The sequence below is a fragment of the Nocardia arthritidis NBRC 100137 genome (assembly GCF_001612765.1).
Taxonomy (GTDB): domain Bacteria; phylum Actinomycetota; class Actinomycetes; order Mycobacteriales; family Mycobacteriaceae; genus Nocardia; species Nocardia arthritidis.
Window position 1 is genome coordinate 123,651 of record NZ_BDBB01000001.1, and the last position, 18,111, is coordinate 141,761.

Below are 18,111 nucleotides of genomic sequence, written 5' to 3' on the forward strand. Positions count from 1 at the left end.
TCAGGTGAGATAGACAGCGACACCTACCGCTCCGATCCAGGCGATTGCGAGGAACTGCAGGATGCGGTCCCCCAGCGCGATCTCTTCCGGTTCCCCGGCCTCGCCACCATCGACGTCGACCGCGTAACGCAGGATTGCGATGGTAAACGGGATCATCGAGATCCCGAACCAGTTGGTGTCTTTGATGCCGTCCTGCTGAAACGCCCAGAGCCCGTAGAACACCACGACCGCCGTCGCGGCCAGCGTCCAGATGAAGCGCAGGTAGGTGGGCGTGTAGTACTCCAGCGACTTGCGGATCTTGGCGCCGGTGCCCAGCGCGATCTGCAGTTCCGCGTAGCGCTTGCCCGCGGCCATGAACAGCGAGCCGAAGGCCATGATCAACAGGAACCACTGCGACAGTTCGATGTCGGCCGCCGCGCCACCGGCCACCGCGCGCAGCAGGAAGCCGGACGACACGATGCAGATGTCCAGCACGGCCTGATGCTTGAGGCCGAAGCAGTAGGCCAGCTGGATGCCGATGTAGACCGCCATCACCACGGCCAGATCCCACGAGGCGAGGAACGATCCCGCGATCGACCCGGCCAGCAGCATGGCCGACAGCAGGTAGGCCAAATTCACCGGGACGATGCCCGCGGCGATCGGACGGAACCGCTTGGTCGGGTGCGCCCGGTCGGCCTCCACGTCGAGCGCGTCGTTCACCAGGTAGATGCCCGAGGCCGCCATGCAGAACACCACGAACGCGATGCCCACATGCGCGAGCACGTTCACATCGGTGGCCGTCCCCGCGGCCAGCGGTGCGGCGAGCACCAGGACGTTCTTGACCCACTGCCGCGGACGGACTGCCTTGAACAGACCGCCGGCCAGCGTCTTGGGCGGGCCCTTGACCACCGCCTCGGCGAGGTCGGCGCCGGTCGGCTCTTCACTCATGTCAACCAAGGCTCTTTCTTGTGCGGTCACTGTCGAGTCTCTTTTCGGCGGCGAGCAGGGCGGCGGCGGACGCGGCGCCGAGCGCGGAACCGGCGAGCACGTCGGAGGGGTAGTGCACCCCGAGGACCACCCGGGAAAGCAGCATCGGGGGGACGAGCACCGCAGGCAAGGGTAGCCCGGTCAATCTGCCGAGCAACACGGCCGCCGCCGTAGTCGAGGTCGCGTGCGAGGACGGGAAGCTCAATTTGCTCGGCGTCCCCACGTTGACCTGCACCGACGGGTCGTTCGGACGCGGTCGGCGAACGACGCGCTTGATGACGATCGAGGCCGCGTGCGCGCCGACCGCGCCGACCGCGACCCCCGCCCACTGTCTGCGCCGCGGTTTGTCGACCAGCCATCCCGCGGCGGCGATGCCGACCCAGCCGAGCGCGTGCTCGCCGAAGTGCGACAGGCCGCGGGCCGCGGACACCACAGCCGGTTTGCTGCCGAGGGTGGCCTGCACGGCGTTGATGATCGCGACTTCCGGCGGCGCCTGCTCGGCCCGCTCCGGTCGCGCGGACACCGGGCCGCCGTGCCCGTTTGCGCTGTGCAACGGCGGCTGCACGGCCGCGTCGTCGGCGGCGCTCGCTCCGAGACTCACTGCTGCCCATCCTTCGTGTCGATCCCGAAGACCTTCTCCCACGCCGCGGTGCTGGTCAGCTGCGGGTGGGCGGCGCGGTAACGCTGCTGCATCTCCGGGAAGCGGGCGGCCAGCTCCTTGCGCAGGCGCATGGCCTCCTTGAACAGGCCGAGCGCCTGGCGCGGATCGCGCTTGCGGTAGACGACACCGCGGCCATCGGCCGTGGTGACCGTGACGCCGTCGACCTGCGAGAGCAGGAACCAGCGCGCGTCCAGCGTCGGCACGTTCAGCTGCGGGGTCTCGTGGTGTTCGGAGTGCGCTGGACGGAAGTTGCGCACCACGCCCTTGGCCAGCCGGACCACCTTCGCGATCGGGTTGGCGGGCTCGCCGACCGCCCCGACGCCGATGTGGCTGGCCAGTGGCAGTTCGGTGGACGAGGGCAGGATCACCGCGTCCGGGTACTGCTTGCGCAGCTCGTGCACCGCGCCCAGCGCACTGGGCAGCAACTGGAACAGCCGCTCGGGGCCGGCCAGGAAATCGCGGATGGCGAGGTTCTGGATCGCGACCGTCGAGTACTCCAGGCAGAGCAGGTGTTTCAGGGTTGCCTTGATCGTGTTGACGACCATGCCCCGCCCGTTGCCCGGCAGGTGCAGCGAGGCGACGACCAGGCGATTGCGCAGGTGGAAGTACGCCTGCCAGTCGATGGCGTCGTCCTTGTCGCTCCAGGCCATGTGCCACACCGCCGCGCCGGGCAGGGTGACGGTCGGGTATCCGGCCGCGCGGGCGCGCAGACCGTATTCCGCGTCGTCCCACTTCAGGAACAGCGGAAGCGGCTGGCCGAGTTCCTCGGCGACGCGGCGCGGGATGACACAGGTCCACCAGCCGTTGAAGTCGACGTCGATGCGCCGGTGCAGCAGCTTCGAGTTGTCCCGGTCCTTGAGCGGGTACTTCGAGAAATCGTGGTCGTACTCGACGTTCGGGGCCGCGGTCCACATGAAGATGCCGCGGTCGACCACCTCGCCCATGACGTGCAGGTGCGAGCGCTCCTGCAGGTTGAGCATCTGGCCGCCGACGAGCACCGGCGACTTCGCGAAGCGGGCGAAGGCCAGCGCGCGCAGGATCGAGTCGGGCTCGATCTCGATGTCGTCGTCCATGTAGACGATGTATTCGGCGTCGGTGGTCTTCAACGCCTCGTACATGACCCGGCTGTAACCGCCGGACCCGCCGAGGTTGGGCTGATCATGAATGGACAGGCGGTCACCGAGCGCCGCAGACGATTCCGTGAAGCCGGGCTCGTCGACGACCTTCTTCGTGCCCTGGTCCGGGATGATGACGGCCTTGATCTTCTCCAGCACCAGCGGATCCGATCCGAGGGCGGCGAGCGTTTTCACCGCGTCGGTGGGCCGGTTGAAGGTCGGCATCCCGACCGCGATGCTGCCCTCGCCGGGCGCCTCGACCGGCGCGTACCAGCCGCCGGACAGCAGCGTGACCGCCGTGTCGGTGGTGATGTCGAACCAGATCCAGCCGCCGTCCTCGAACGGGGCCAGATCGGTCTCGAACTCGACGACCACCGAGTCGGCGCCGGTGGCCACCGCGAATTCCTTGCCCTGCACGTGGATTCGCGAGCCGTCGGCCTTGGAGCGGTACACATCCACCCGGCCGTGCCCGGCCAATTCCAGTCGCAGCACCACCGACGACAGGACGCTCCAGCGCCGCCAGTAGCTCGCGGGCAGCGCGTTGAAGTAGGTGCAGAACGAGACCTCGGACTCCGCGCCGATCGACAGCGACGTGCGGGTGGTCGCGTGCGCGCGCCGGGCGTTGGTCTGCGACTCCTCGACATAGAGCGTGCGCACGTCCAGCGGCTCACCCGGCCGGGGCAGGATGATGCGTTGCAGCAGCGACTTCGCGCGGGTCTCGGTGGTCATGTCTTCCAAAATGGATTGGGAGGTCATCGGTCTCCTAAGCCTGGTCCACCAGCGGCGCACCGTCCGCCAGGTGCGGTTGCAGCACGTTGTCGAACATGCTCAGAGCGCTGCCGATCGCCATGTGCATATCCAGGTACTGGTAGGTACCGAGACGGCCGCCGAAGACGACCTTCGCCGAGGCGGTCTCTTGCTTGGCCAGCTCCCGGTAGGCCAGCAGTTTCGACCGGTCCTCCGGGGTGTTGATCGGGTAGTACGGCTCGTCACCGGTCTGCGCGAACCGGGAATACTCCCGCATGATCACCGTCTTGTCGGCGGGGTATTCGCGCTCGGGGTGGAAGTGGCGCGGCTCGATGATGCGGGTGTAGGGCACGTCCGCGTCGTTGTAGTTCATCACCGAAGTGCCCTGGAAGTCGCCGACCGGCAGTACCTCGGTCTCGAAATCGATGGTGCGCCAGCCCAGTTCGCCTTCGCTGTAATCGAAGTAGCGGTCCAGCGGGCCGGTGTAGACGATCGGTGCGTCCGGGTTCTCGGCGCGCAGCTGCTCACGCACCTCGAACCAGTCGGTGTTCAGCCGCACCTCGATCAGCTCGGAGGCGGCCATGTTCTCCAGCCACTTCGTGTAGCCCTCGCGGGGCAGGCCCTCGTAGGTGTCGTTGAAGTAGCGGTTGTCGAAGGTGTAGCGGACCGGCAGCCGGGTGATGTTGCCCGCGGGCAGCTCCTTCGGGTCGGTCTGCCACTGCTTGGCGGTGTAGTCGCGCACGAACGCCTCGTAGAGCGGTCGGCCGATCAGCGAGATGGCCTTCTCCTCGAGGTTCTGCGCGTCCTTGGTCTCGATCTCCGAGGCCTGCTCCGCGATCAGCTTGCGCGCCTCCTCCGGCGAGAAGTAGCGACCGAAGAACTGGGAGACCAGACCGAGACCCATCGGGAACTGGTAGGCCTGCCCCTTGTGCATCGCGAAGACGCGGTGCTGGTAGCCGGTGAACTCGGTGAACTGGGTGACGTAATCCCACACCCGCTTGTTCGACGTGTGGAACAGGTGCGCGCCGTACTTGTGGATCTCGATCCCGGTTTCCGGGTCCGGCTCGGAGTACGCGTTACCACCGAGGTGGTGTCGCCGTTCGATCACCAGAACCCGTTTACCCAGCACGGTGGCGGCGCGTTCGGCAACGGTCAGCCCGAAGAATCCGGAGCCGACGACGATCAGATCGAACTGTGAGGCGGAATGGACGGAGTTACCCGGGGACGATGCGACGGTCACGGGAGCCCAGAGTATCGGAAGTCCCGGCCGCGTCCGGGCGGAGTAGGAAGTGCGCTGAGCGGCACCGTTCGCGGCACCCCATTTCACGTCCCCGACCTCCTGATTTCGCCGGATGTTTGCCGGAATGGACCGCGCGGGCAACCGCCGGGCTGTTTACTGCCCCCCCCGGCCGGCCGGCCGGCGATCGCGCGCGGTTAGCGATGCTCCGTGGCGGTGGGCCACCGAGACCGGTGCGCGATGAAGAGGCTCCCTCTGCGCCTCACCGAGGGACCGCGTCCCTCGGTGATCGACTCGCCGCCCGTGAGCCCTCGGATGGATCCGTGCAGAATCGCCCGGGAGCCGCCCGTGGCCGGAGGCCCGCGGCCGCGATCAGGCCGGGAAACCGACGTCCAGCTCGACCTTGTCCCGCTCGGTGTACAGCCGCCAGTAGTGGTCGCCGAGTGCTTCGCCGCTGATCCGCACGATTTCCAGGCCGTCGGGAATCAGCTCCGGGCGCTCGTCGACGATCTGCGCGGCTTTGCTGCCCTCGATCAACGCGCATCACCCGGTCACACACCAGAATCGTCGAGGCGACCAGTCACATCGCCCCCGAAGCTTGGCGCCGCCACCTCGGCCTGGTGCTCGACGGACTGCGCGCGGAGGCCGCCCATCCCCTTCCGGTTCCGCCGATCACGGAAGACCAATTGATGCACGCGCTCGGGCGCGACGACGACCAAACCGAGTGATTCCGTGACGCGGGTCCGCTGTCGCGTCGAACGAACCGGAACGCGCGTCAGTGGGGCGGGCGCGAGTGCGGTGCGGGTGGCTGTTGGCCGAACCGCGGCGGTGGCAACTGGAGACCATACTGCGCCGATGGCGGCTGCGGACCGGACTGCGGCACCGACGAGTGAAGACCGGGCTGCGGCGGCACGGGCGCGGGTGAAGCAGTGGGGTGGCCTTGCGGACTCGTCGCGATCGTGCCGAACGCGACCGTGCAGACAGACGCCCCGACGATCAAGTAGAAAGGCGAGGCGGCCGACTGTGCCGCCAAACCGTACTCGCCGCCATAGGTCGCCGCGATCAGGCCGCCGAAGAATCCCCATGAGGAACCGATCAGCACCACGGGCCGCCCAGCCGGCTTGCCGAGTAGTAAGAGGATCGCACCGGCGACCATCACCACCGCCAGCAGCGCGGATACCGCGAGCAAGATCTCCTGTACCGCGCGGATACGGGACGCGGCCCACCAGGCGTCGAAATCCTTCGTCGCGTCTGGGATTCCGCTGGTCGAGCCGTTGAGTTCCCTGATGCCGAACAGTGCACCGATACAGATCCCGCCCCCACCGAGACAGGCCGCGATGATCGCCGACACGGCGTGCCATGTCGCCGGCGCTCCGCTGTTCCCCTGCACCCCGAACCGAGCGTACGAATTGTTCATCGAACTCCCCCTTCGGCATCGGACCTTACCGCGCCGCCCCGACAACTATCGACTCGAAAGCGGCTCTCGCACAGCGAAACGGGCGGCGCTCCAGCACCGAACGACCGGCGGCCGGTACACGTGCACACGTACCGGCCGCCGGCAGGTTGTGCTCTACAGCCGCTGCTCGGCGTAGACCTTCATCGCGTCGCGCACGAACTCGGCGGTGCCCGCGCCGTGCATGTCGTAGTTGACCGCGAAACGCGGATCGGCCACGTACATCTCGCCCAGGTTGACGAACGCCTCCTTCACTACCGGACGACCCTGCCATCCGATGCCGATCCAGTCGTAGTGGCGCTGGACGATGGCCTGCACCTCATCGCTGTCGGGGGTGAGCCCGTCGGCGTGCGCACGGCCGTAGTCCGCGGCGATGTCGAGATGGGTCTGCTGGAAGGTCTTCTTGTCCGCGTCGGACATCGAGCGCCACCAGCGGTCACCGCTGTCGTAGGCGTCCTTGCCCCAGCGTTCGATCACCTCGTCCTTGTACTTCGTGTGGTCGAAGCCGTCGAAAACTTCTGCTGCCACGAGTTGTTCACCTCTTTCCGTCTTGTGCAGCGTGGTGTGCACCGACTCGATCAGCCGCCGGATCCGATCCTGTTCCTGCCGAAGCAGGTCCAGGTGCGTGCGCAGCGCGGCTGCGATGTCCTGCTCTCCGGCGAGGACTTCGGCGATGACCGGAAGTCCGAGGCCGAGTTCGCGCAGCAGCAGGATGCGTTGCAACCGCACGAGGGAGCCCTGGTCGTAGTACCGGTACCCGTTGGCGCCGATCCGGCTGGGCGGCAACAGCCCCAGCTGCCCGTAGTGGCGCAGCGTGCGGCTGGTGGTACCGGCCGCCTTCGCCAGATCCTGTATGGACCATTCCTTGGTGCCCACGACTTCTCCTCCCTCCTTCTCTCGTCGGTGTAACCAGCTTGCAAGTTGACGTTACGTCAAGGTCAACCCCGATATCCGGGCGGATTTTCCGACTCGGCGCAGCTCCGATAGGCGCGACCAGCACTGGCGACGGCACAAACCGAGCCGGGACCTCGAGGGCACAGACCGTCCGGCTCCCGCTCACCGAACAGGGCCTCTCACCGACCGACGACCTGCTGCTCGAGCACATGATCGAGCAGCAGGGGCTGCGGGCGGCACTCGACGGCACCATCGCGCCGGCGACCGGCCGGACTACTGCCAAGTCGGCCGAGCCGCTGGGCGACACACCTCGGTAGTGATCATCGCGAGGGGTTGCGGGCTAAGGCCCACCGCCCTGCGTGGTGGTAGCACCAAGCGCTGTCCCACCACGGGGTGCGATTGCAGAAGACATAGACCCATCACCGGGCTGCGCACCGTGCGGCGAGACAGCGCCGGGCTGAGCGCCGCGAGACGCCGTGGCGGGCTGATCCGCACCAGCAGGGGCGATAGCGCCGGCCTGAGCCGCGCCAGGCGGGATGACACCGGCCCCACCGGGGGCGGTAGCACCAGGAGAAGGCGCCGCGCCAGACGACGCCTCGGGCGGGATTCGTAACGGCTCACCCCCTTCCGGAACCACCTGCAGCATGCGCGAGTAGTCCACGACCTGCGCGCCCAGTGTGGGCGTCACGATGATGACGCCGTTGGTGTAGAGCCGGTAGGTGCCCGCACGACGCGGCAGGATCATCTCCGGTCCGAGCGGCGTACCGATCGTGCTGGTCGCACCACCGATACGGCGATACTCGGCATCGATCGCCGACTCGGTGACCGCCGCCCGCTTGCGCGGATCCTCGGGTGGCGCGGTGGTGGTCGACTCGCCGGGCGCGGGGCCGACCTCGAGGGTCTGGATGTCCGTGGGTTCCCCGCCATCGGGCGCGGCCGAGTACTCCGTGCGCAGGATCCGGCCGTCGCGCAGCAGGACCGCACCGGCCGTTGCCGAGACGGCGGCTGCCGTTCTCGGATCCTCCTGCGCGGTGCCGGGATACCGCTGACAAGCGGTGGTGTCGCAGGTCTGCGCGTACGGATAGCGCTGTTCGGCAAGGGCATAGGAGCGCGCCGCGATCGCCTGGGCGCGTAAGGCCTCCACCGCCCCCTTGTCCGCCCAGTTGGGCTGCACCTCCGCCGGGACCACGCCGAGTAGATAGTCCTCGACGTCCACCTGGTTGATCGTGCGGGCCGCGCCGTCCTCGAGGGCGACGCCGAGCGCACCGCGATACGCCGAACCCCCGCACAGCGTAAGATGTTCCGCCGCAGGGCGGTTCGGCCGGGAGTCGACGGGATGGATCCAGGGGTCGTCGGTCTCGGCCTGCCACAGCACGTCACCGGCGCAGCCCGCCGTAACGACCACGCTCGCTCGGCCACCCGGCTGCGGTGTCAGGTGCGCGACCTGACCGGGCGCCACCTCCCTGCCCGCCACGCGCAGGCCGGCGTTCGCGAAGGCGTCGAGAGCCGAGTTGTCCCGCGTCATGAGACGAACCCGGACGGCGGTGGGCGCGATGGTGGTGAGCGTCGCGCCTGGGTAGTAGTGCTCGAGGATGCGTTCGGCTGCCCACCCCGCTCGCGCGTTCTCGAACGCGCCCACCTGGCTCATGCCGCGCCCGTGCCCCGGTCCTGCCAGAGGGCGATACGGAGCGTCCAGCGGACGGCCGGAGTGCACGAAGAGCGTTCCAGCGACCATTCCGAAGCCGATTAGCAACACGATCGATGGCGAGTGAAGACGCAGCTGCCGCCGATGCGGACGCACGACGCGTGATCGCTCCGACAAAATGCCCTTTACCAGCATTGTTCCGCTCTCGATGTGCTCAAATTACGAGGCATCCGTTCACTCCCATGGTTCCTCAGACGGTCGATCTCCACCTTTTCGGCACGTTCTGTAGATGCGATAGCAATCGAAGAGCTACATTCAGGCAATCACATAATCCTCAACCAGAGGTTTAGTTATGTGACAAATGTGGCTATTGTGATCATTGCTACATCAGGAAGCAACCCTGAATCACTCATGATCACTGGTTCGACCTGATTGGAGACGCTCGTGCGGTACCGCAAACCGAAACGTTCCTACGTGCTCCCAGTTGTCACCACCCTCGCGGTAGCTGCCCCACTGGGCACGCTGACGTTCGGCGATTCGACCGACTACCGCACCACCACCAACAGCGAAGCGGCCGCCGTAACGGCCGAACTCGCCGAGGTCGCGCTCACCCACGCGCCCGATATCGTGCTGCCGCTGCGCGAACTCACCGGGTTGAGCCTGCCTGATCTGCATCTTTCCGATCTGCGCATGCTTCCGATCGCCGAGTCCATTCCGATTCCGGATGGCCCGCTACCACCGGGCCCGCAGCTAACGGAAGGAGTACGACTACCCAGCTCGAATTCCGGCCAAACCTCCGGCCCGGAATTCACTCCGAATCGTTCGCCGGAGAGCCCGAATTCCCCAGCTCAGCCCATTTCCCAAGGCAGTGTGCGCTTCATCGCGGAGCCCGGGCGGCTCCAGCCGGGCACCACTCCCGACACGCCCGCGCTGTCTCCCGGCGCCGTGACCCCCGAGCTGATGAGCCAAGTGGGGGCACAGGTGAAAGAACTCTCCAGCGACACTCCGTTCAGCATGGTCGCGCTCACCGCCCGGCAGTTGGCCGACACCGCGGCCACGATCCGGGCTCGGCAGCCCGACGGCACGTGGGGGCCCTGGTACGACGCTGAACCGGTCGACACACACCGCACCGACCGCTCCGGCCCGGGTGCGACCGACGGCACCGAGCCGATCTATGTCGGCGATACGAACGCGGTGCAGGTCTTGGTCACTCGAAAGCAGGCGGCGGCAGGCCCGGTTCAGCCGGTGGCGCAGCCCGTACCCATCGCGGACGACGCGGCGCAACAACCCGCCCCGCGTTCCGACGACCCGGCCCAGCAGGCCGCAGACCTGACCGCCGTGCTCATCGATCCCGGTCGGGGCGCCGCCGACGGCTCACTGCACAGCGTCGCCGCGGCGCTGCCCGGCGGCGGACCGAGCGTGATCACCCGCGCTCAGTGGGGCGCCGACGAATCCATTCGCTGCGACGAGCCGACCTACGACGACGGCCTCGGCGGCGTCACGGTGCACCACACCGCGGGCCGCAACGACTACAGCAAGTCCGAGTCGGCCGGAATCGTCCGCGCGATCTACACCTATCACGCGAAGACGTTGGGCTGGTGCGACATCGGCTACAACGCGTTGGTCGACAAGTACGGCCAGGTCTTCGAGGGGCGCTTCGGCGGCCTGGACCGCCCGGTGCAGGGCGCGCACGCGGGTGGGTTCAACGAGAACACCTCCGGCGTCGCGCTGATGGGCAACTACGAATCCGAGCAACCGACCGAGGCGGCGATCGAGGCGATCGGCGCCTTCGTGGGCTGGCGCGCCAAGATCGCCGGACTCGATCCCAAGGGCAATACCACGATGGTCTCCGAGGGCACCTCCTACACCCCGTACGCCCAGGGCGAGAGTGTCCAGTTGCCGGTCGTCTTCGCGCACCGCGACGTCGGCAACACCACCTGCCCCGGCGACGCCGCGTACGCGCTGATGGATCGGATCCGCGACATCGCCGCCGGTACGCCGGGTGCGCCCGGCGGGCAGGACAGTCGACCCCCGGCATCCGGCGAATCCGATGTGGCGAACCTCGCCGCGCTTACCACGAAGCTGCTGAACATGGTGCAGGAGAACATCATCGCCAGGCACTGGTCCCAGTCCGGCGGACCGAACGGCCCGCTCGGCGCCGTCCGCTCGGACGTACTGCCCGCCGCGCAAGGCCGGCAGTACGCGAAATTCTCCAACGGTTACGTCTACACCGCGGCCGACGGACAGGTCGTCGAGGTGCTCGGCACCATCCTGGATCGCTTCCTGCAACTCGGCGCCGACACGGGTGTCCTCGGACTCCCGCTGCAGAACGCCTACCCGGTCCCGGACGGCCTGCGCGCCGACTTCGAACGCGGCTCACTGATCCTCAACCAGCTCACCGGCATCGTCACGACTGTGTGGAAGACCTACAACGACACCTACCGGGAGGAAACCCACCGGAACCCGATCGCGGCCCAGGTGAGCGCGCCGATTCCGCCCCACCCGCCGGCTCCGGCCGCCTCGACTCCGGGCAGCGTTCCGGGTCAGGGTGTTGCCCCGGCTCCGGCCGCCCAGGCTCCGGGCAGCGCCCGGTACCAAGACGGCGCCCAGGCTCCGGGCAATCTCCCGCTCCGAGCTGATGCCCCGGCTCCGGCTGTCCCTGCTCCCCCGCTCGCTCCCGAGGCACGGACCCCGCTCACCCAGCCTCCGGCAGAGTCGGGCGCGCCCGCCCCGATCGGTCCGTCCCAGACAGAACCACAGCAGGCGGCCACCATCCAGCCGCCGCACGGCCCGGCGCCCGCGGCCACCGACGAAGGCGAAGCCGCGTCTCCCAACCCCTCACCCGAGGACTGATCGCGAACCACTCAGCAGGTCACACTGATTCGGAGCCCGCGCCACGGCGCGGGCTCCGGCTGTGTACCACCGCTACATCCACCAGCGTTCGAGAATCCGCGCGACTCCGTCGTCGGAGTTCGATTCGGCGATCTCGTCGGCGGCGGCGATGGCCTCGGGGTGGGCGTTGCGCATCGCGACGCCGTGACCCGCCATGGTGAGCATGGGGACGTCGTTGGGCATGTCGCCGAACGCCACGATGGTGGACTCGTCCACGCCGAGCCGCTGGGCGACCAGCGCCAGCCCGGCGGCCTTGGTGATGCCGGGCGCGGACAGTTCGATGAGCCCCTGCTCGGTCGAGTAGGTCATGTCGGCTCGCTCACCGATCAGCGGAGCGAGCACGGTGCGCATGTCCGAGCTGCGCGCGCCGGGCAGCCGGATCAGCATCTTGATGGCGGGCGCGTCGATGACCTCCTCGCGAGCGACCGAGGTGTCGTCCGGGTTGAGCCAGGCGTGCTCGTACTGCGGCGAGCTGACGAACTGCGGGGTCACCGCGTCGTGCGCCCGCTCGCCGACGCGTTCGGCCGCCAGACCGCAGCCCGGCAACGCCCGCTCGGCGACCTCGGCGAGCCAGGCGAGCGTCGGCACGTCCAATGTCATGCTGGCCAGCACCCGGTCGGCGGCGCTGTCATAGATCACCGCACCGTTGCCGCACACGCACAGCGGGGCGTAACCCAGACCCTGCACCACGGGATCGATCCAGCGTGGCGGACGCCCCGTGGCCAGGACGAATGGCACACCGTCGGCGATCAGGGCGCCTACCGCTGCCTTGGTCCGCGCGGTGACCCGCTCGTCGTGATCGATGAGCGTGCCGTCCACATCGGTGGCGACCATCTTCGGCTTGGGCAGGTGCAGGGGCATCACCCATTCCATCCTGCCGGACGACGCCCGGACGGTCCTGCGGGCCGGTATCCGGCCGAGCCTCGGACATGCCCGGATGTCGTGTGGCACGCGCGCCGCCGACCACGTCCTTATGATCGGGGGCTAATACCGACGCTGGCCCGTCCAGCCGAAAGACCAGAGGACTGATGACCGGCTTCCTGCTACGACGCGCGCTCAACTATGTCGTGCTGTTGCTGCTGGCTTCGTTCCTGACGTTCAGCCTGGCGTCACTGACGTTCCGGCCGCTGGACAGTCTCGAACAACGCAATCCGCGCCCGCCACAGGCAGTGATCGACGCCAAGGCCGAGGAGTTGCATCTCAACGACCCGATCCCACAGCGCTATATCACCTGGCTCGCGGGCATTCCGCACGGCGACTTCGGCACCACGCTGGCCGGTCAGCCGGTCAGCCGGGAACTGCCGCGGCGGGTCGCGGTGAGTCTGCGCCTGCTGATCGTCGGCTCCCTGGTCGGCACGGTGCTGGGCGTACTGATCGGCGCCGCGGGCGCGATCCGGCAGTACAAGTTCAGCGACTACTTCACCACGGTGGTGTCGCTGCTGGTCTTGAGCACGCCGGTGTTCCTGCTCGCGACCCTGCTGAAATACGGTGCGCTGGAGATCAACTCGCTCACCGGTTCGCAGATCTTCCTCTATACCGGCGAGACGTCGGCGAACAAGATCGAAGGGTTCGGGCCGCAACTGCTCGACCGCGTCCAGCACCTGATCCTGCCCACCACCGCGCTGGCCCTCGGGGCCATGGCGGGCTACAGCCGCTACCAGCGCAACGCCATGCTCGACGTGCTGCAGAGCGACTTCATCCGCACCGCCCGCGCCAAGGGCCTCACCCGGAGCAAGGCGCTGTACAAGCACGGCCTGCGCACGGCGCTGATCCCGATGGCCACGCTGTTCGCCTACAGTCTCGGCGCCCTGATCACCGGCGCGACGTTCACCGAGAAGATCTTCGGCTGGCACGGCGTCGGCGAGTGGCTGGTCGACTCGATCAACGCCCAGGACCTGTACGTCGTGGTGACGGTGACCGCGTTCGCCGGCCTCGTCGTGCTGGTGTCGGGTCTGCTGTCCGACATCGTGTACGCGATCCTCGACCCCCGGGTGCGTGTGGGATGACAGAAGCCGAAATCATCGTCCAGGGCGCCCCGGAAGTCACCGCGACCGGACGGCGCAGGCTGGTCCTGCGGCGCTTTCTGCGTAACAAGCCCGCCGTCACGGGTGGCTTGATCCTCATCGCTCTGTTCGTCGCGAGCTTCGCGCTGCCGCCCTTGCTGACCTACGACTACCAGCAACTGGATTACACCGCACTGCTCAAACCGCCGAGCGCGAAACATCCGTTCGGCACCACCCAGATCGGTCAGGACGTGCTCGCGCAGACGCTGCGCGGCTTGCAGAAATCCCTGATCATCGGTCTGTGCGTGGCGCTGTTGTCCACCACGATCGCGGCCACCGCCGGATCGCTGGCCGGATTGCTCGGCGGCTGGACCGATCGCGCGATCATGTGGCTGGTCGATCTGCTGCTGGTGGTCCCGAGTTTCATCATCATCGCGCTGTTCGCGCCGCGCACCAAAGGCAGCGGTTCCATCCTGCTGCTGATCCTCCTGCTGTCCTGCTTCGGCTGGATGATCTCGGCGCGAATCGTGCGCGGGCTGACATTGAGCCTGCGTGATCGCGAATTCGTCCGGGCCGCGCGGTACATGGGCGCGCCCACCCACACGGTGATCTTCAGTCACGTCCTGCCGAATATCGCCTCGATCCTGATCATCGACACCACCCTCACCGTCGGCTCGGCGATCATGGCCGAAACGGGGTTGAGCTTCCTCGGTTTCGGTGTGCAGCCGCCGGACGTGTCGCTCGGTTCGCTGATCGCCGCGGGAACGAAATCGGCGTTGACCTATCCCTGGCTGTTCCTGTTCGCGGGTGGTCTGCTGATCATCACTGTGCTGTGCGCCAACCTCGTCGGTGACGGCCTGCGCGACGCGTTCGATCCCGGCGCGAAGCGGGCTCGGTCGAAGAAGAAGGCGAAAGCATGACGAGCGCAGGAAATACCGAGAAGACGGCCTCGACCGCGCCGCTGCTGGAGATCACCGATCTGCGGGTGTCCTTCCCCAGCGAGGAGGGCCGGATCGACGCGGTCCGTGGCGTCACCTACACGGTGTCCGACGGCGAGGTGCTCGCCATCGTCGGCGAATCCGGCTCGGGGAAGTCGGTGTCCTCGATGGCGGTGATGGGATTGCTGCCGGAGCAGGCGCGAATCACCGGTTCCATCCGGTTCCGCGGACGCGAACTGCTCGGGCTGGGTGATCGCGAATTGTCCAGACTGCGCGGCAGTTCCATCAGCATGGTGTTCCAGGACCCGTTGTCGGCGCTCACGCCGGTGTACCGGGTGGGCGATCAGATCGCCGAAGCCCTGCTGGCGCACGGCAAGATGGGCAGGCGCGAAGCCGCGAAGCGGGCGGTGGAGCTGCTCGACCTGGTCGGCATCCCCGATCCTGAGGTGCGGGCCAAGGCGTTTCCGCACGAGTTCTCCGGTGGCCAGCGCCAGCGCGTGGTCATCGCGATGGCGATCGCGAACGATCCGGCGCTGATCATCTGCGACGAGCCCACCACCGCGCTGGACGTGACGGTGCAGAAGCAGATCTTGAATCTGCTCCGCAAGGCGCGCGACATCACCGGCGCGGGCGTCATCATGATCACCCACGACATGGGCATCGCCGCGACCCTGGCCGACCGCGTCGCCGTCATGTACGCGGGCAGGATCGTCGAGACCGCCACCGCGCCGGACCTGTTCAGCGCGCCGCGAATGCCCTACACCGTCGGTCTGCTCGGTTCGATTCCGCGCATGGACGGTCCGCCGCGGCAGCCGCTGATCCCGATCGTCGGCGCGCCGCCCGCTATGCACGCCCTGCCGCCGGGCTGCTCGTTCGCACCGCGCTGCCCGGTGGCGATCGACGAATGCAGGACTGCGGAACCCCCGCTGGAGGCCGTCGAACCCGGGCATACCGCCGCCTGCATTCGCACCGCCGAGGTCGGCGCCGACGACTTGTTCGAGGCCTACCGCCGCGAGATCGCCGAGCCGGACGCCGCGGCGGAGGTGGAGTCCGATGTGGTCTTGCGCGTCTCGGATCTGGTGAAAGTCTTCCCGATCACCTCGGGTGTAGTACTGCGCCGCCGCACGGGGGAGGTCAGGGCGGTCGACGGCATCAGCTTCGAGGTCCGCGGCGGGCGTACCTTGGCGCTGGTCGGGGAGTCCGGCTCAGGCAAATCCACCACGCTCACGCAGATTCTGGATCTGATACCGCCGCAGTCGGGCGCCATCGAGATCATGGGCAACGATGTCGCGTCGCTGAGCAAGGCGCGCAAGCGGGAGATCCGCCGGAAGATGCAGATCGTCTTCCAGGATCCCACCGCCTCGCTGGACCCGCGCCTGCCGATCTTCGACGCGATCGCCGAGCCGTTGCGCATCGACGGGCGACCGCGGGCCGAAATCGTCCGCCGGGTCCCGCAACTGCTCGAGCAGGTCGGGTTGCGCCCGGACCATGCCGACCGCTATCCCGCCGACTTCTCCGGCGGGCAGAAACAGCGCATCAGCATCGCCCGCGCACTCGCGCTCGACCCGGAGCTGCTGGTGCTGGACGAGCCGGTCTCCTCGTTGGACGTCTCGATCCAGGCGGGCGTGCTCAACCTGTTGCGCGATCTGCAGACCGAGCGCGGGCTGTCCTACCTGTTCGTCTCGCACGACCTGTCCGTGGTGCGGAACCTGGCCCACGACATCGCCGTCATGTATCGCGGCAAGATCGTGGAATACGGCTCGGCGGAGCAGATATTCGCCGATCCGCAGCACGAGTACACCAGGGCGCTGATCGACGCGGTGCCGGTTCCAGCAGTCAGCCGATAGTCAGGAGAGCGCGATGCGGATCCGTTTCGACCGAATGCGGTGGACCGCGGGCTTGGCGGCGTTCGCGCTGATCGCCGCGGGCTGCGCGAGCGGCGCCGACGATTCGGCCGCGGGACTGTCCGATGCGCTCGGCACCACCAGCGACGTCAATCCCAAGAACCGCGACGAGGTGCGCGAGGGCGGCAATCTCCGCCTGGCGGTCACCAGCTTCCCGGCGAACTGGAACACCCTGTCCAATGACGGGAACGACGGCGAGATCGCCGATATCGAGCGGCCGCTCATGCCGCGCTCGTTCGACGTCGACGCAGCGGGCAACCTCACCGTGAACAAGGATTTCTTCACCGATGTCGCGCTGACCGGCACCGATCCGCAACGGGTCACCTACACCATCAATCCCGCCGCGGTCTGGTCCGACGGCACGCCGATCACCTGGGAGGACATCGCCGCGCAAGCACACGCGCTCAGCGGGCGGGACAAGCGCTTCTTGATCGCGATCACCAATGGCTTCGAGTTCGTCGACAAGGTCGAGCGCGGTGTGGACGACAGGCAGGCGGTCCTCACCTTCAACCATCCCTACGGCGAATGGCGCGGACAGTTCGCGGGCAACTCCTCGCTTTTCCCGAAATCCGTGACGGCGAACCCGGAATCGTTCAACAAGGGACTCGTGGATCGGCTCGGCCCCAGCGCGGGCCCGTTCGTCGTCCAATCCACCGACCGCGCCCAGAGCCGGATCGTGCTCGGCCGCAATCCGAAATGGTGGGGCGAGACGCCGAAACTGGACACCATCACCTACAGCGTGCTGGATCAGGCGGCCTGGGTGGGCGCCCTGCAGAACAACGAACTCGACCTCGTCCGGCTCGCCTCGATCGATGAGGTCAAGACGGTCCGCAACACCAATGGGCTGGTGATTCGCCGCGCGCCGGGCAATCGCTGGCGTCACATCACCTTCAACGGCGCGCCCGGCTCCATACTCGCGGATGCGCGCCTGCGCGTCGCGATCGCGAAGGCCATCGACCGGCAGGGCATCGCGACCGCGACCCAGAACGGTCTGGTCGAGAATCCGAAGCCGTTGAACAACCACATCTTCCTCCAGGGACAAGACGGATACCAGGACAATTCGGCGCCGGTGGCTTACGACCCCGACCAGGCGGCGCGGGAACTCGACGCGCTCGGCTGGAAGCTCAACGGCGACGTCCGTGAGAAGGACGGCCGCAAATTGGAAATTCGCGACGTGATGTACAACGACCCGCTGTGGGTGCAGATCGCGCAGATCATCCAGCAGAATCTGGCCCGCATCGGCGTGCGGCTGACCATCGACACCAAGCCGGGTGCCGGCTATTTCACCGACGTCATCATTCCCGGTGATTTCGACGCCGCACAGTTCATCTTCTCCGGGGACGCCTTCGCGATGAGTTCCATCCGGCAGATCTACTACTACGACCCGAACGATCTGCAGGGCAACTACGGCCGCATCGGTTCGCCCGAGCTCAATGCCCTGATCGAGCGCACGCTGACCGAACTCGACCCGAAGAAGGCGATCGAGTCGGCCAACGAGGTCGACCGCAAGGTCTTCGAGGAAGGACATTCCCTGCCGCTGACCCAGTCCGACGGCAGTTTCGGCGCCCGCGCGGACCTCGCCAATATCGGCTCCCCCGGTCTGGCGTCCTACGACTACACCAAGATCGGATTCGTGCAATGAGACCACTACAGCTG

Annotated in this window: 14 protein-coding genes; 5 read left to right on the top strand and 9 right to left on the bottom strand. The window is 67.5% G+C overall.

The features are described 5' to 3' along the window. The 8 genes from NA8_RS00560 to NA8_RS00590 all read right to left on the bottom strand — a co-directional run bounded on the left by NA8_RS00560 (nt 1) and on the right by NA8_RS00590 (nt 8,721). Entirely contained in the window at nt 1–927 is a 927-nt protein-coding gene (locus NA8_RS00560; RefSeq protein WP_063048348.1) for a decaprenyl-phosphate phosphoribosyltransferase, read from the bottom strand. Nucleotide 928: 1 nt separating this feature from the next. Next, nucleotides 929–1,489 carry a phosphatase PAP2 family protein gene (locus NA8_RS00565; RefSeq protein ID WP_063048493.1) on the bottom strand — a complete coding sequence of 187 codons (561 nt, stop codon included), beginning with the start codon at nt 1,487–1,489 and terminating at the stop codon, nt 929–931. Nucleotides 1,490–1,563: 74 nt separating this feature from the next. Continuing rightward, entirely contained in the window at nt 1,564–3,498 is a 1,935-nt protein-coding gene (locus NA8_RS00570; RefSeq protein ID WP_063048349.1) for a glycosyltransferase, read from the bottom strand. A gap of 7 nt (nt 3,499–3,505) precedes the next feature. After that, the gene (glf, locus tag NA8_RS00575; RefSeq protein ID WP_063048350.1) at nt 3,506–4,729 is read right to left on the bottom strand and encodes a UDP-galactopyranose mutase; all 1,224 of its coding nucleotides are present in this window, start codon (nt 4,727–4,729) and stop codon (nt 3,506–3,508) included. 369 nt (nt 4,730–5,098) lie between these two features. After that, the gene (locus tag NA8_RS33350; RefSeq protein ID WP_157106442.1) at nt 5,099–5,263 is read right to left on the bottom strand and encodes a hypothetical protein; all 165 of its coding nucleotides are present in this window, start codon (nt 5,261–5,263) and stop codon (nt 5,099–5,101) included. A 238-nt stretch (nt 5,264–5,501) separates the two neighbouring features. Beyond that, nucleotides 5,502–6,143, bottom strand: coding sequence for a hypothetical protein (locus tag NA8_RS00580; RefSeq protein ID WP_063048351.1), 642 nt, complete (start codon nt 6,141–6,143; stop codon nt 5,502–5,504). Between the two features lie 153 nt (nt 6,144–6,296). Next, nucleotides 6,297–7,055 (bottom strand): MerR family transcriptional regulator, encoded by a 759-nt coding sequence (locus tag NA8_RS00585; RefSeq protein ID WP_063048352.1) that lies wholly within the window; start codon nt 7,053–7,055, stop codon nt 6,297–6,299. A gap of 358 nt (nt 7,056–7,413) precedes the next feature. Further along, nucleotides 7,414–8,721 carry a SpoIID/LytB domain-containing protein gene (locus NA8_RS00590; protein WP_245663608.1) on the bottom strand — a complete coding sequence of 436 codons (1,308 nt, stop codon included), beginning with the start codon at nt 8,719–8,721 and terminating at the stop codon, nt 7,414–7,416. A gap of 441 nt (nt 8,722–9,162) precedes the next feature. Here NA8_RS00590 and NA8_RS00595 point away from each other — a divergent pair, with 441 nt between their 5' ends. Then, entirely contained in the window at nt 9,163–11,571 is a 2,409-nt protein-coding gene (locus tag NA8_RS00595) for an N-acetylmuramoyl-L-alanine amidase (RefSeq protein WP_063048495.1), read from the top strand. A 72-nt stretch (nt 11,572–11,643) separates the two neighbouring features. Here NA8_RS00595 and NA8_RS00600 read toward each other — a convergent pair whose 3' ends face one another. Beyond that, nucleotides 11,644–12,483 (bottom strand): Cof-type HAD-IIB family hydrolase, encoded by an 840-nt coding sequence (locus tag NA8_RS00600; protein ID WP_084466401.1) that lies wholly within the window; start codon nt 12,481–12,483, stop codon nt 11,644–11,646. A gap of 155 nt (nt 12,484–12,638) precedes the next feature. Between NA8_RS00600 and NA8_RS00605 the strand changes: the two genes are divergently transcribed. The 4 genes from NA8_RS00605 to NA8_RS00620 are packed head-to-tail and all read left to right on the top strand — an operon-like array spanning nt 12,639 to nt 18,097. Then, entirely contained in the window at nt 12,639–13,616 is a 978-nt protein-coding gene (locus tag NA8_RS00605; protein WP_040864240.1) for an ABC transporter permease, read from the top strand. Further along, complete coding sequence (locus NA8_RS00610) at nt 13,613–14,533, top strand: ABC transporter permease (protein WP_063048355.1); 921 nt, start codon at nt 13,613–13,615, stop codon at nt 14,531–14,533. The genes NA8_RS00605 and NA8_RS00610 overlap by 4 nt, the downstream gene beginning before the upstream one ends. Beyond that, a complete protein-coding gene (locus tag NA8_RS00615; protein ID WP_063048356.1) occupies nt 14,530–16,398 on the top strand; it encodes an ABC transporter ATP-binding protein in 1,869 nt (622 codons plus the stop codon). Before NA8_RS00610 ends, NA8_RS00615 begins: the two co-directional genes overlap by 4 nt. Nucleotides 16,399–16,411: 13 nt before the next feature. Beyond that, complete coding sequence (locus tag NA8_RS00620) at nt 16,412–18,097, top strand: ABC transporter family substrate-binding protein (protein WP_063048357.1); 1,686 nt, start codon at nt 16,412–16,414, stop codon at nt 18,095–18,097. Nucleotides 18,098–18,111 lie beyond the last annotated feature (14 nt).

What these genes read in the sequence shown, in the direction of transcription:
- NA8_RS00560 (WP_063048348.1), bottom strand. Translation starts at nt 927, where the DNA reads ATGAGTGAAGAGCCGACCGGCGCCGACCTCGCCGAGGCGGTGGTCAAG.
- NA8_RS00570 (WP_063048349.1), bottom strand. Translation starts at nt 3,498, where the DNA reads ATGACCTCCCAATCCATTTTGGAAGACATGACCACCGAGACCCGCGCG.
- NA8_RS00580 (WP_063048351.1), bottom strand. Translation starts at nt 6,143, where the DNA reads ATGAACAATTCGTACGCTCGGTTCGGGGTGCAGGGGAACAGCGGAGCG.
- NA8_RS00590 (WP_245663608.1), bottom strand. Translation starts at nt 8,721, where the DNA reads ATGAGCCAGGTGGGCGCGTTCGAGAACGCGCGAGCGGGGTGGGCAGCC.
- NA8_RS00600 (WP_084466401.1), bottom strand. Translation starts at nt 12,483, where the DNA reads ATGGAATGGGTGATGCCCCTGCACCTGCCCAAGCCGAAGATGGTCGCC.
- NA8_RS00605 (WP_040864240.1), top strand. Translation starts at nt 12,639, where the DNA reads ATGACCGGCTTCCTGCTACGACGCGCGCTCAACTATGTCGTGCTGTTG.
- NA8_RS00610 (WP_063048355.1), top strand. Translation starts at nt 13,613, where the DNA reads ATGACAGAAGCCGAAATCATCGTCCAGGGCGCCCCGGAAGTCACCGCG.
- NA8_RS00615 (WP_063048356.1), top strand. Translation starts at nt 14,530, where the DNA reads ATGACGAGCGCAGGAAATACCGAGAAGACGGCCTCGACCGCGCCGCTG.
- NA8_RS00620 (WP_063048357.1), top strand. Translation starts at nt 16,412, where the DNA reads ATGCGGATCCGTTTCGACCGAATGCGGTGGACCGCGGGCTTGGCGGCG.